The organism is Paenibacillus sp. JT31N11 (assembly GCF_056269285.1).
In genome coordinates this window covers 1-12,939 of record NZ_JBWDNQ010000005.1, presented here as the reverse complement: position 1 = coordinate 12,939, position 12,939 = coordinate 1, and the positions used below count along the sequence as shown (strand labels likewise).

The following is a 12,939-nucleotide window of genomic DNA, read 5'->3' as shown; positions in this document are numbered from 1 at the left end:
CCTTGCTAATTCTTTATCGTAAACTATATCACATTTTATGGCACAAAGAAACAAGCCCGGACATCCTTGATAAAGCGATTACAACCCTATCGCGTCATCTTGAGAAGACCGGCCTTTTTAAGAATATGCAGCATGCTTTTTTCCAGCTCAGCAATCTTCATGCCGACAGCAGGTTTGCGGACAATAATAATGAAATCAAGCTGTACGATTATTCGTTCCGCATTTTGCCTGACGATTTCCTTCACAAGCCTGCGCATCCGGTTACGAACGACGGCATTGCCTATTTTTTTGCTGGCCGAAACACCAAGCCGGAATGGATCCGATTTGTATTGGCGCGACCAGTAAACGACAAACTGGCTGTTGGCGAACGATTTACCGTGTCGGTAAATCCGGCTGAAATCTTCGCGGTTTCGTAAACGCAGCTTTCTTTGCACGGCTCTTCTTCACCGGACCTTTATGTTCAATTATTCCCGATTAAATTAAAAAAAGACCACGGTAGTGGTCTTATGCTTAAGCACTCAGTACTTTTCTGCCTCTTTGACGGCGGGCGCTCAGCACTTTACGTCCATTTTTGGAAGCCATCCGTTTACGGAATCCGTGAACTTTCTTGCGTTTGCTAACATTCGGTCTAAATGTCGGTCTCATTTCTTGCACCTCCTGTTTTACGTACTCCCTCAACCAGCGAAAATCTATTCCTCGCCGTTTACACGAGCGTTGATTATCACATTCACCAAGCATGAACGGCATTTCAGTCATTGCGAGCAGAACCACGTTCATCTTTAAAAAACGCCTTTTTCAATTAAACCATGATGCCCGCATAATGTCAATCATTCCATATTTCGAAGGAGTCTCTATATAGAAGAGAAAATTATTTGCCGCTGCCGCATATTGTGGATAATTGGCAAAACCGCACGGCTGCGGGCAAAAGTTAATAACATGTGGATGGATTTTCCGGCTATTCCTCGGCAATTGTCGAATTCTTAACATGATATTAACAATATCTTGTGTTGTCCATAACTTTTATACACAACCTATAGAATTTGTGGATAAATTCCGCCAACTCGTTGAAAAACAAGGGTTCTTTTGCTATGATAGACTTGTTTTCTGTGTGGATGACTCCATATCCCCCTCAGCTTTATCAACAGCCTGTGGATAACAATGTGAACAACATTCATCCCCTTTTGATAAAATTCTAGTGTCCATCCTACATAATGTGGACGATTGGTTCCCAATACCCGAAATTTCGACATCTTTATGCACAGCCATGCCGACTTTCGGCGAATTGGATAAGGAGTGACAATCTGTGGATAGCCATACGCACGAAATGTGGCAACAGGTGCTGTCGATCATACAAACAAAGCTGAGCAAGCCAAGTTTCGACACTTGGTTCAAAGCGACAAAAGCCTCGTTCAGCGGCGATTCTATGGTCATTGTGACAGCACCTACGACTTTTGCGGCCGAATGGCTCGAAAGCCGTTATACGAAGCTTGTGCGGACAACGCTGCAAGAATTTCTGGGCCGCCAATACGATATCAAATTTGTGATTGAAGAGAATAAACCGCCGGAGCCTGCCATTGAACAGCCGCAGATCATCCCTACCGTTCATGTCGGACCCGAAGAAACGTTCTCCTATATGCTCAATCCCAAATACACATTTGATACCTTTGTCATTGGGGCCAACAACCGTTTTGCCCATGCAGCATCCCTGGCTGTCGCCGAGGCGCCGGCCAAAGCTTATAACCCGCTTTTTCTCTATGGCGGAGTTGGACTCGGCAAAACACATCTGATGCATGCGATCGGCCATTATATCTTGGAGCATGTTCCCAGCACACGGGTACTTTATTTGTCTTCAGAGAAGTTTACCAACGAATTTATCAATGCAATCAGAGACAACCGCGGGGAGAGCTTCCGCACGAAATACCGCAACATTGATGTGCTGCTTATCGATGATATTCAGTTTCTGGCCGGCAAGGAACAGACGCAGGAGGAGTTTTTCCATACCTTCAACGCTCTGCATGAAGAACGCAAACAGATTGTGATCTCCAGTGACCGGCCGCCCAAAGAGATTCCGACTCTCGAAGAACGGCTTCGTTCCCGTTTTGAATGGGGACTTATAACAGATATTCAACCGCCTGACCTGGAGACGCGGATTGCTATATTAAGAAAGAAAGCAAGAGCGGAGAACCTGGATATTCCCAATGAAGCGATGGTTTACATAGCCAGTCAAATAGATACGAACATCCGGGAGCTCGAAGGGGCTCTAATCCGTGTGGTGGCCTATTCTTCCCTTATCAACGAAGATATATCCTCCCATTTGGCAGCGGAAGCACTGAAGGATATTATTCCATCCAGCCGTCCGAGAATGATCACGATGCAGGATATACAGCAGAAGGTCGGCGAGCTGTATGGACTTAAGCTGGAGGAGTTCAAAGCACGCAAACGGACCAAGGCGGTCGCTTTTCCGCGTCAGGTTGCCATGTACTTGTCCCGTGAGCTGACGGATTTCTCGCTTCCCAAAATAGGCGAGGCTTTCGGGGGCCGGGATCATACAACCGTTATCCATGCCCACGAGAAAATTACACAGCAGCTCAAGATTGATCAGGACTTATATAAAATCGTCCAGACGCTTACCGATAAGATCAAAAATCACACCTGATTTTATACACAAGTGGATACAAAAATTCTCCAAGCCTATGCACAGCCTGTACACATGTGGATAGGCTTGATTTATCAGCATTTTATTCACTTATCCACATATTCCGGCCCCCTACTACGACTACGGCTAATAAATAATTAAATAAACATCATCAATTTAGAGTGAAAAAGGATTCACAAACAAAGCCCAAAACCGTGCTCAATTGACTCTATTTTTCAGGAAGCTATTTTAGGAGTGAAACCAAGATGAAACTAATGATCAGAAAAGACCAGCTCAATGATGCCATCCAGCAAGTTTCCAAAGCCTCTTCATCGAGGCCTGCTATTCCTATCCTTGGGGGAATCAAGTTTGATGTCACCCATCAAGGCGTCACCCTGACAGCAAGCGACACCGATATTTCGATCCAAAGCTTCATTCCTGTGGAAAATGGAGAATTTGTCGTCGCCCGAATCGACAAGCCGGGAAGCGTTGTGCTTCCAGCCAAATTCTTCGTCGAGATTGTCAAAAAACTGCCGTCGGATGAGCTCGAAATCGAAGTGAAGGACAATCACCAGACGATGATCCGCTCCGGCTCCACTGATATTCAAATGATTGGCCTTGATCCGGAGGAATTTCCCATCCTCCCGACCATAGAAGAGAAAGACACGATTTCCGTTCCCGGCGATATGCTCAAAATGATGATCCGGCAAACGGTATTCGCCACCTCCACCAGTGAACAAACGCCTATTTTGACCGGTACCTTATGGAATCTGGCTGAAGGACAGTTGAAATTTGTCGCAACGGACCGCCACCGCCTGGCCAGCCGTACCGCTAACGTTCAAACAGAAGCCGACTACCGGTTCTCCAATGTCGTTATTTCCGGAAAAACGCTCAATGAACTGTCCCGGCTCATCCCCGACGACAACAGCCATGTGAATATTTTCGTCGCTGACAACCAGGTTTTGTTCAAAATTGGACATGTCCTGTTTTATTCGCGTATATTGGATGGGACCTACCCCGATACTTCTAAAATTATTCCGCAGCAGTTCAAAACAGAACTGGTGCTCAACACAAAAAAATTAACGGATTCGATAGACCGGGCCTATTTGATGTCCCGGGAAGAGAAAACGAATATTGTCCGCCTGATGACGCAGGAGGACGGCACCATCGAAATTTCCTCCAGCTCTGCTGAGCTTGGGCGGGTTACGGAGCAGCTGGAAGTCAAGGAAATGAACGGCGAGCCGCTGCGTATTGCCTTTAATTCCAAATATGTGCTCGATGCCCTTAAAGTCATCGACAGCGAATATTTGTTCATCGGATTTACCGGAGCGATGAGCCCTATTATCATTAAGCCGACGGACCATTCACACAGCCTGCATCTCATACTGCCGTACCGGACTACAGGCTAAAGGGAGCAATCAGAACATGACGGAAGTTGAAATTACGACGGAATATATCGCGCTTGGGCAGTTTCTAAAGCTGTCAGGGTGCATCGATACGGGCGGGGCTGCGAAGTTTTTTTTGCAGGAAGCCGAGGTCAAGATCAATGGAGAAGCGGATAATCGGAGGGGCCGTAAGCTTTACAGCGGTGACCGGGTCGAAATAAAGGGACATGGCCTCTTTACGGTCGTAAAGCGTTAATGCGTCAATGCAATTAAGCATAGGCAGCAAACGGGAGGCAGCACGGTGTATCTGAATTCCATACAATTGCAGCATTACCGCAACTATGAACAGCTGGAAGTGAAAACAGACAGTCAGGTCAATCTGTTTGTCGGCCCCAATGCCCAGGGAAAAACGAATCTGCTGGAAGCGATATTTGTGCTGGCGTTAACCAAATCCCATCGTACCAGCAAAGACAAGGAACTGATCGGCTGGCAGTCCAGCGACGCAAGAATTCTTGGGGAAGTGGAGAAAAAATACGGCACGCTCAAGCTGGATCTGACCTTGTCCACTCAAGGGAAGAAGGCCAGGATCAATGGCCTGGAGCAGCGGAAGCTGAGTGATTTTGTCGGATCGCTTAATGTTGTCATGTTTGCACCCGAGGATCTGGAAATTGTAAAAGGAACACCTGGCATCCGCAGGCGGTTCCTGGATATGGAAATCGGCCAGGTGCAGCCTGGTTATTTGCATTCGCTGGGACAGTATCACAAAGTGCTTTTGCAGCGTAACAATTATTTAAAAGCCTCCTCCCCGTCAAGCTCCCAGCAGGCCATGCTCGACGTGTGGAATATGCAGCTTATTGAGTATGGTGTTAAAATTATGAAAAAAAGGCAAAGCTTTATTCATAAGCTGCAAAAGTGGGCTCAGCATATCCATTCCGGCATAACGGCGGGGGCGGAGGAATTGACAATTGTCTACCGTCCCTCCTTCGATACGGACGCTGCGGAAGAAGAATCTGTTTTATTTGAGCAATTTATGATAAAGTTAACACAGGTAAAAGATCAGGAACTGCGCCGTGGGATGACGCTTGTCGGCCCCCACCGCGATGATCTGGCCTTTTTTATAAATGGCAAGGAAGCTGCCGTCTACGGTTCACAAGGGCAGCAGCGTACAACCGCGTTATCGCTCAAGCTGGCTGAGATTGAACTCATTCATGAGGAAATCGGAGAATATCCGCTGCTGCTGCTGGATGATGTTTTATCGGAGCTTGACCAGAATCGGCAGACACAGCTGATTGAAACCTTTCAGAGCAAGGTACAGACCTTTATTACCACAACAGGTCTGGAGAGCGTCGATGTGAGCAAGCTGCAGGGCTCTCGAATCTATCATGTCCGCAATGGCGAAGTCATTCTTTAATGCGGCACGAACGAAGGGTGGAAGCTATGTATATACATTTGGGCGGAGAAAAAATAATTCGCGCCGCGGAGCTCGTGGCGATCTTTGATATTTCCATCGAACAGTCCTCCAAGCTTTCCAAGCAATTCGTAGCTCAAGCCCGCAAACGCAAGGACGTTGAAGTGATCGGTGAGGAAGAGGCAAAATCAATCGTGGTCACCCAGCAAAAAATCTATTATTCCCCGATATCTTCCTCCACATTGAAGAAGCGATCGCATCATTTCGCGACCAATTAACTGTATTCGGTAGACCCGTAAGCTTAGCTTATGCACGTATAGAGATTTAGGATCAAGGGTGCGTCTTTTTCTATCTGCCGCCAGGGCATTTGAGGTACAATTTCTCACGAAAGCGCCGAAGATTATGGTTACGAAGTTGCGTTTTCCCACGAGAACGCTCAGGTATCAAGCATTGAGAGGAGCAGTGAATTCCAGCATGTCGTTGAACCAGAATACGTATAATGAAAGTCAAATACAAGTCCTGGAAGGTTTGGAAGCTGTTCGTAAGCGTCCCGGGATGTATATCGGCTCCACCAGCTCCAAAGGTCTTCACCATCTCGTATGGGAGGTTGTCGACAACAGTATCGATGAAGCGCTGGCTGGTTACTGTGACCGGATCCTGGTTACTGTGCATGAGGATAACAGTGTAACCGTCGTCGATAACGGCCGGGGGATTCCCGTCGGGGAGAATGCCAAGCTGAAAAGACCAACTGTTGAGGTCGTATTGACCGTTCTACATGCCGGCGGTAAATTCGGCGGCGATGATTCCGGTTATAAAGTGTCCGGGGGACTTCATGGCGTCGGAATATCCGTTGTTAACGCTCTGTCCGAACAGGTCATTGTGACCGTCAGCCGCGAAGGGAAAATTCATCAGCAGGAGTACCGCCGGGGAGTTCCCCAGTATGACTTGAAGATAATCGGGGAAACCGAAGAAACCGGAACCACCGTTCATTTTAAGCCCGATGAGGAAATTTTCAAAGAAACAACAGTCTTTGAATATGAGGTTCTGCAATCGCGTATACGAGAGATTGCTTTTTTGAATAAAGGCATTGAAATTGTACTGCTTGACGAGCGCACAGGCGCGACCAATACGTACCGGTATGACGGCGGTATTATCGAGTTTGTCGAGTATTTGAACCGTAATCGCGAAGCTCTGCATCAGCAGCCGATTTATGTGGAAGGCTCCAAGGATAATATCCAGATTGAGGTCGCCTTGCAGTACAATGACAGCTACAGCGAGAATATTTATTCCTTTGCCAACAATATCAATACCCACGAGGGCGGGACGCATGAATCCGGCTTTAAAAGCGCATTGACGCGGATCATCAACGATTACGCCCGCAAAATGAATGCCATCAAGGATAACGATTCCAACTTGTCCGGTGATGATGTGCGTGAAGGGCTGACAGCGATCATATCCGTCAAGATTCCCGAGCCGCAGTTTGAAGGGCAGACCAAGACAAAGCTCGGCAATAGTGAAGTCCGCGGTATCGTGGAGTCCTGCTTTGCGGAGAAGCTCCAGGAATTTCTGGAAGAGAATCCGGCCGTCGCTAAGAAAATCATTGAAAAAGGGCTTCAGGCCTCCCGGGCCCGCGAGGCAGCCCGTAAGGCGCGTGAGCTGACCAGACGCAAAAGCGCCCTGGAAGTCAGTTCGCTTCCGGGCAAGCTGGCAGATTGCTCCTCCAAGGATGCCTCTATAAGCGAGTTGTACATCGTTGAGGGTGACTCGGCAGGCGGTTCCGCCAAGCAGGGACGGGATCGTCATTTTCAGGCCATCCTGCCCTTGCGGGGGAAAATTCTAAACGTCGAACGCGCGCGGCTGGACCGGATATTGGGAAATACCGAAATCCGTGCGATCATTACTGCACTGGGCACAGGCATCAGCGACGACTTTGACCTTGCCAAGGCGCGTTACCATAAGGTCATCCTAATGACGGATGCCGACGTCGACGGCGCCCATATACGGACCCTGCTGCTCACCTTCCTTTATCGTTACATGCGCAAAATCCTGGAGGCCGGCTTTATCTACATTGCCCAGCCACCGCTGTTCAAGATTGAACGCAATAAGGTCATCCGGTACGCGCAAAGCGAGAAAGAACGCGACGATATTATCGCAGGATTTGGTGAAGGCGCTAAGGTAGGTGTACAGCGGTACAAAGGTCTTGGAGAAATGAATGCTGTGCAGCTATGGGAGACAACCATGGACCCCGAAAGCCGTACTATGCTCCAGGTTTCAATTGAGGATGCCATGGAAGCCGATCAGATGTTTGAGACCCTTATGGGCGATAATGTCGAACCACGCCGCGAATTTATTCAGCAGTATGCCAAACTTGTCAAAAACCTGGATATCTAACCAAAAACAAAAAACCGCGCTCGCTTGAAACGAGGGCGGTTTTTTTCTGCCAACAACGAATGGGAAGGACAGGTTCACGAACGTTTTTTTGTGGATTTGAAGCGTCCGTAGAGGAGGCCGTAACGATATATTTTTCGAAATACCCGTTTATCCGGAAGTTTACGAAACAGGAACGGGTCGGGCAGCGTATTTACTTCCAGAATCCACGGCTTGAATGAGGTATCTACAGCGACATCGACGCCTATTTCTTTAAGTCGTGGATAATCGTTTTGCAGCTGTCTGGCTACGGAGACGCCCAGCTTCCGCAGCCGGCTTTTAAGATTTCTAATTTGAACCTTGGTGAGATGGCTTTGCATTAATCGTTCGATGGTCATAGGGGTGCCCCCGCTGTGATAATTCGTAACGATTTTGGAAGGATGGCTGAGCCTGCCGATAATGCCCGTTGATTCCCACTCATGCCTGTCATTTTTTTGAACCATGACGCGAATATCGAATCTTCTCCCTTTGTGCTTAAGGAGATGGATTCCCCTCTGTACCAGATAAGTACGGGATTTTATGACCGTCTGCAGACTTGCTGCCATGGCCTCGAATCCTGAAAAGGTCCTGATCCGGGTACCGAGCTGGTAGGTGTAGCCGTTCTCTAGCTTTTCGACCCGAATAACGCCGCTGCCGAAGGTGCCTTGATCGGGTTTCACATATACCATTTTATATTCGTTTAGCATTGATCGGAGTGTTTCGCTGCTCCATTTTTTCGTAGTGGGGATGGAATCACGCATTTCTTCTGACTTTACCAGGGAATTTGTTTTCGCCCATTTGCTTTTTACACGTTGGATCGCCAAAGCGGCTCCGCCTTTCGGAATCTATTCTTGACCAGTGGTGAAATACAGCGCATGCAGGAGACAGAGGTGAAAAACGATGGTATAATAGGGATTATGCCTATTTTTGCTTTCTCCCTGTTTGAACCGGAATATGCCTGTCAAAATCCATTCCCCATCAGTTTATGCGATAGCGTTAAAGTGGAAAGTGCATTCACCCATAATTTGGAGTTTATTGGGCCTTTCTGCAGATTTATAACAGCAGCAAGGTTTAACCTCGGCAGTATTGTGAAATGACTATAAGGTTCTTTCTATGTATCCCTCGTACAAGCATTCAACGAAGAAACCTGCAAGATTTCTCTGCTGAATCATTTATGATAATCAATCAAGAAGTATTTTAGGAGGACCACAATGGCTGAAGAACATCGTTCGCAAGTAGTAAATCGCGATATCGGCGTCGAGATGCGGGATTCGTTCATGGATTATGCGATGAGCATTATCGTGAGCCGTGCGCTCCCCGATGTCAGGGATGGCCTAAAGCCGGTTCATCGACGCATTCTGTTCGCGATGTCGGAGTTGGGCATGTCCCCGGACAAGCCATATAAGAAATCCGCCAGAATCGTCGGCGAAGTTATCGGTAAGTATCATCCTCATGGAGACTCGGCTGTTTATGAAACGATGGTACGGATGGCGCAGGACTTTTCGCTGCGTTATATGCTGATTGACGGTCATGGAAACTTTGGATCCATTGACGGCGACATGGCAGCGGCTATGCGTTACACGGAAGCTCGCTTGTCGAAGATTGCTATGGAGATGCTCCGCGATATAAACAAAGAGACGATCGATTTCGCACCCAACTATGATGGGGAAGAAAATGAACCTGTCGTTTTGCCGGCGCGCTTTCCAAACCTGTTAGTCAACGGGGTTACGGGTATCGCGGTTGGGATGGCCACCAATATTCCCCCGCATAATCTGGGTGAGGTTATTGACGGTGTTCAGGCGCTCATCCGAAATCCGGAGATCACGCCGCTGGAACTGATGGATTATATCAAAGGCCCGGATTTCCCTACAGCCGGTTTCCTGATGGGGAGGGAAGGGCTGCGTCAGGCCTATACTACGGGACGCGGATCGGTGACGATGCGCGCACGAGCAACTATAGAAGATAACAATGGCAAAGGACGAATCATCGTCCATGAACTGCCTTATCAGGTCAACAAGGCACGTCTCGTAGAGAAAATTGCCGAGCTCGTTCGGGAGAAAAATATTGACGGAATTACCGATCTCCGCGACGAATCCGACCGCAACGGGATGCGGGTGGTCGTGGAACTGCGCCGTGATGTGAATCCCAGCGTTGTTTTGAACAATTTGTACAAGCAGACCCAGATGCAAATGAATTTCGGCTTTAATATGCTGGCATTGGTTAATCACGAGCCTCGTGTATTAAATCTCAGAGATATTTTGTATTACTATTTGCAGCATCAAATTGAGGTTATCCGCCGCCGTACCGAGTTCGATCTCAGGAAAGCGGAAGCCCGCGCTCATATTCTCGAGGGCTTGCGTATCGCGCTCGATAATCTGGATGAGGTCATTTCTCTTATCAGAGCATCACAAACTACCGATATTGCCCGCGAAGGGCTGATTTCCAGATTCTCTCTCAGCTATGATCAAGCCCAGGCGATATTAGAGATGCGACTGCAGCGTCTCACAGGGTTGGAACGGGAGAAAATCGAAGCGGAATATGAAGAGCTGCAGAGGAAGATCGCGGAGTATCGTGCCATTTTGGCCGATGAGCAGCTTGTTTTGCAAATCATCAGCGAGGAACTGGAAGAAATCAAAGCCAAATTCGGTGATGAGCGCCGTACGGAGCTTATGGCAGGTGAGAATGAAATCCTCGACGAGGATCTCATTCCGCGGGAAGATGTGATCATTTCGGTAACCCATTCCGGATATGTGAAACGTCTGCCGGTTTCCACGTACCGCAGCCAGAAGCGCGGCGGCCGGGGAGTCATCGGTATGGATACGAAGGATAACGACTTTGTTGAGCATCTATTTGTATCCAACACCCATCATTTCCTGTTATTCTTCACGGACAAAGGTAAAGTTTACCGGTTGAAGGCCTATGAGATTCCGGATTTGAGCCGCACAGCACGGGGAACGCCGATTATTAATCTGATCCAGATTGAAGCGGGCGAAACCGTCAATGCGGTCATTCCGGTTGAAGAGTTCGATCCGGACCTTTATCTGTTCTTTGCCACCAAACAGGGCGTTGTGAAAAAAACACCACTTGATGACTATTCCAACATCCGTAAAATCGGATTAATCGCCATCAATCTGCGGGACGATGACGATTTAATTGGAGTCAAGCTGACCGATGGCAACCAGGAGATTATTATGGGGACTAGCCAAGGAATGTCTATTCGCTTCCCTGAGCAGGATGTGCGCCCAATGGGTCGTTCGGCAACAGGTGTCAAAGGGATCAATGCGGACGATGGTGATTATGTCATTGGCATGGATGTTGTCGTGCCGGAGAATGAGGTTCTGATCGTAACAGCCAAAGGCTACGGGAAGCGGACGCCGATTAATGATTACCGGATCCAAAGCAGGGGAGGAAAAGGAATCAAAACCCTCAATGTGACCGAAAAGAATGGCCCGATCGCCAGTCTCAAAATGGTGCATGATGATGAGGATCTAATGATTATGACCTCGCTTGGAACGATGATCCGTACAAGCATGGGCGGAATTTCCACCATGGGCCGGAATACGCAGGGGGTCAAACTGATCCATATTAGAGACGACGATTCTGTCGCTACTGTGACGCGTGTAGCCAAGAGCGATGAATCGGACATCATCGACGCGATCGGCGAGGACCAGGAATCCCCGGGACAATCTGAAGCCATGCAATCGATTGAAACAGTAGATACACCTTCTGATGAATCGGATGAATCCTGACCTGATGTGCATGAGGACATAATATGGAGATGAGAGCTATGGCAACAGTAGCAGTTTCGCAAATCAAGCCTGGAGACAAAATTGCTCAAGACGTTCTTACCCCTCTAGGAAGTGTCCTCTTTCACAAAGGTAAAATTGTAACCGCGCGGGAACTGGAAATACTTCAGGCATTTCTGGTTCCGAGCGTTGTAATCAACTCTACTGATGATAAGAATACGGATGAAGATTCCAGTGCCGATAAAACGTCGGACTCCAATAAGCAATCAGTGAAGGCTGCATCTCCATTAATGGAGCAGTATGACCTCACGGTAGCTCTGCTCAAAAGAGTGTTCGCCCAAGTGAACAGCGGCGTGAATATTCCTGTACTGGATATCCGGAATCAGCTCGAAGCCTTATTGCAGCATATCGGTGATTACAAAATATTAAATTTTTCTCCGGCTTCCGTTAATAACAACGATTATTTATTTCACAAAAGCGTGATGTCGGCCATGAGCTGTTATATGCTGGCTCAGTGGAATAGTTTTCCCAGAAATGAGTGGATGCAGGCGGCACTTGCCGGCTTGCTTCACGATATTGGCAATGCCAAAGTGGATTCTGCTATCCTGAATAAGCCGTCGAACCTGACGTCCGAGGAAGTCGAAGAAATGAAACGCCACACGGTTAATGGCTATCAGCTTCTCAAGAACGTGACCGCTCTTACAGAGGGGGCGAAGCTGGCAGCGCTCCAGCATCATGAGCGTGTTGATGGAAGCGGCTACCCCCTTGGTCTGGAGGCTCAGAAGATTCATCCATTCGCGAAGTTGGTTGCGATCTCTGATATCTTTAATGCGATGACGATGAAACGGACTTACCGCAAGGCGACCTCTCCCTATGTGGTGCTTGAGCAGATCCAGAAGGACTCCTTCGGGAAGCTCGAGCCGGTCTATGTGCAAACCTTTATTGAAAAGGTTACACAGTTTCATAACGGCACCCTTGTCCGTTTAAGTGATAACCGGATTGGCGAGATCGTATTCTCCGACCGCAATGCTCCTACCCGTCCGTGGGTGAGTGTGAATGGAACGATTATTAACTTAACAGTAGAGCGGCAGCTCTTTATAGAGGAGATTATACCTAAAACAGATTCCTCCAAATAAATGTTGACGTTCAAACTCAGGCTGTGTTATATTACTTCTTGCCGCATTTTTGGCAGGATAATATAGCACAGTTTTTTATTTGGAAAGAAAAGAAGTAAACTTACTTTTTTTCAAAAAAGTACTTGCAATGAGCTAGGCGGATGTGATATATTAATCAAGTCGCCGCTGAAGCGAACGACGAGAGCTTACGAAGCAGGAAAGCCTTGCGGCGCCTGCAAGAATG

At 47.9% G+C, this 12,939-nt stretch carries 12 protein-coding genes; 9 read left to right on the top strand and 3 right to left on the bottom strand.

The genetic code is table 11. From position 1 onward, the window contains the following. Nucleotides 1-86: 86 nt before the first annotated feature. Entirely contained in the window at nucleotides 87-434 is a 348-nt protein-coding gene (gene rnpA, locus AC0YNV_RS18655) for a ribonuclease P protein component (protein ID WP_475769383.1), read from the bottom strand. Between the two features lie 76 nt (nucleotides 435-510). Next, on the bottom strand, nucleotides 511-645 hold the full coding sequence (gene rpmH, locus AC0YNV_RS18650; RefSeq protein WP_189000351.1) for a 50S ribosomal protein L34: 135 nt from the start codon (nucleotides 643-645) through the stop codon (nucleotides 511-513). Between the two features lie 658 nt (nucleotides 646-1,303). Between rpmH and dnaA the strand changes: the two genes are divergently transcribed. The 6 genes from dnaA to gyrB all read left to right on the top strand — a co-directional run bounded on the left by dnaA (nucleotide 1,304) and on the right by gyrB (nucleotide 7,819). Then, nucleotides 1,304-2,656: a chromosomal replication initiator protein DnaA gene (dnaA, locus tag AC0YNV_RS18645; protein ID WP_210046599.1), complete on the top strand. Its 1,353-nt coding sequence runs from the start codon at nucleotides 1,304-1,306 to the stop codon at nucleotides 2,654-2,656. Between the two features lie 245 nt (nucleotides 2,657-2,901). Then, the gene (dnaN, locus tag AC0YNV_RS18640; RefSeq protein WP_210046598.1) at nucleotides 2,902-4,044 is read left to right on the top strand and encodes a DNA polymerase III subunit beta; all 1,143 of its coding nucleotides are present in this window, start codon (nucleotides 2,902-2,904) and stop codon (nucleotides 4,042-4,044) included. Nucleotides 4,045-4,060: 16 nt separating this feature from the next. Further along, nucleotides 4,061-4,276, top strand: a complete 216-nt coding sequence (gene yaaA, locus AC0YNV_RS18635; RefSeq protein ID WP_210046597.1) for a S4 domain-containing protein YaaA — start codon at nucleotides 4,061-4,063, stop codon at nucleotides 4,274-4,276. A gap of 45 nt (nucleotides 4,277-4,321) precedes the next feature. Beyond that, on the top strand, nucleotides 4,322-5,431 hold the full coding sequence (gene recF / locus AC0YNV_RS18630; protein ID WP_210046596.1) for a DNA replication/repair protein RecF: 1,110 nt from the start codon (nucleotides 4,322-4,324) through the stop codon (nucleotides 5,429-5,431). Nucleotides 5,432-5,457: 26 nt separating this feature from the next. Then, nucleotides 5,458-5,706: an extracellular matrix regulator RemB gene (remB, locus tag AC0YNV_RS18625; protein ID WP_189000361.1), complete on the top strand. Its 249-nt coding sequence runs from the start codon at nucleotides 5,458-5,460 to the stop codon at nucleotides 5,704-5,706. Nucleotides 5,707-5,902: 196 nt separating this feature from the next. After that, entirely contained in the window at nucleotides 5,903-7,819 is a 1,917-nt protein-coding gene (gene gyrB / locus AC0YNV_RS18620; protein ID WP_475769382.1) for a DNA topoisomerase (ATP-hydrolyzing) subunit B, read from the top strand. A 74-nt stretch (nucleotides 7,820-7,893) separates the two neighbouring features. Here gyrB and AC0YNV_RS18615 read toward each other — a convergent pair whose 3' ends face one another. Further along, entirely contained in the window at nucleotides 7,894-8,658 is a 765-nt protein-coding gene (locus AC0YNV_RS18615) for a YheC/YheD family protein (RefSeq protein ID WP_475769381.1), read from the bottom strand. 66 nt (nucleotides 8,659-8,724) lie between these two features. Between AC0YNV_RS18615 and AC0YNV_RS18610 the strand changes: the two genes are divergently transcribed. The 3 genes from AC0YNV_RS18610 (at nucleotide 8,725) to AC0YNV_RS18600 (ending at nucleotide 12,716) form a co-directional block, all read left to right on the top strand. Next, the gene (locus AC0YNV_RS18610; protein WP_475769380.1) at nucleotides 8,725-8,931 is read left to right on the top strand and encodes a hypothetical protein; all 207 of its coding nucleotides are present in this window, start codon (nucleotides 8,725-8,727) and stop codon (nucleotides 8,929-8,931) included. A gap of 114 nt (nucleotides 8,932-9,045) precedes the next feature. Then, nucleotides 9,046-11,583 (top strand): DNA gyrase subunit A, encoded by a 2,538-nt coding sequence (gyrA, locus tag AC0YNV_RS18605; protein WP_475769379.1) that lies wholly within the window; start codon nucleotides 9,046-9,048, stop codon nucleotides 11,581-11,583. Between the two features lie 38 nt (nucleotides 11,584-11,621). Beyond that, nucleotides 11,622-12,716: an HD-GYP domain-containing protein gene (locus AC0YNV_RS18600; RefSeq protein WP_475769378.1), complete on the top strand. Its 1,095-nt coding sequence runs from the start codon at nucleotides 11,622-11,624 to the stop codon at nucleotides 12,714-12,716. Nucleotides 12,717-12,939 lie beyond the last annotated feature (223 nt).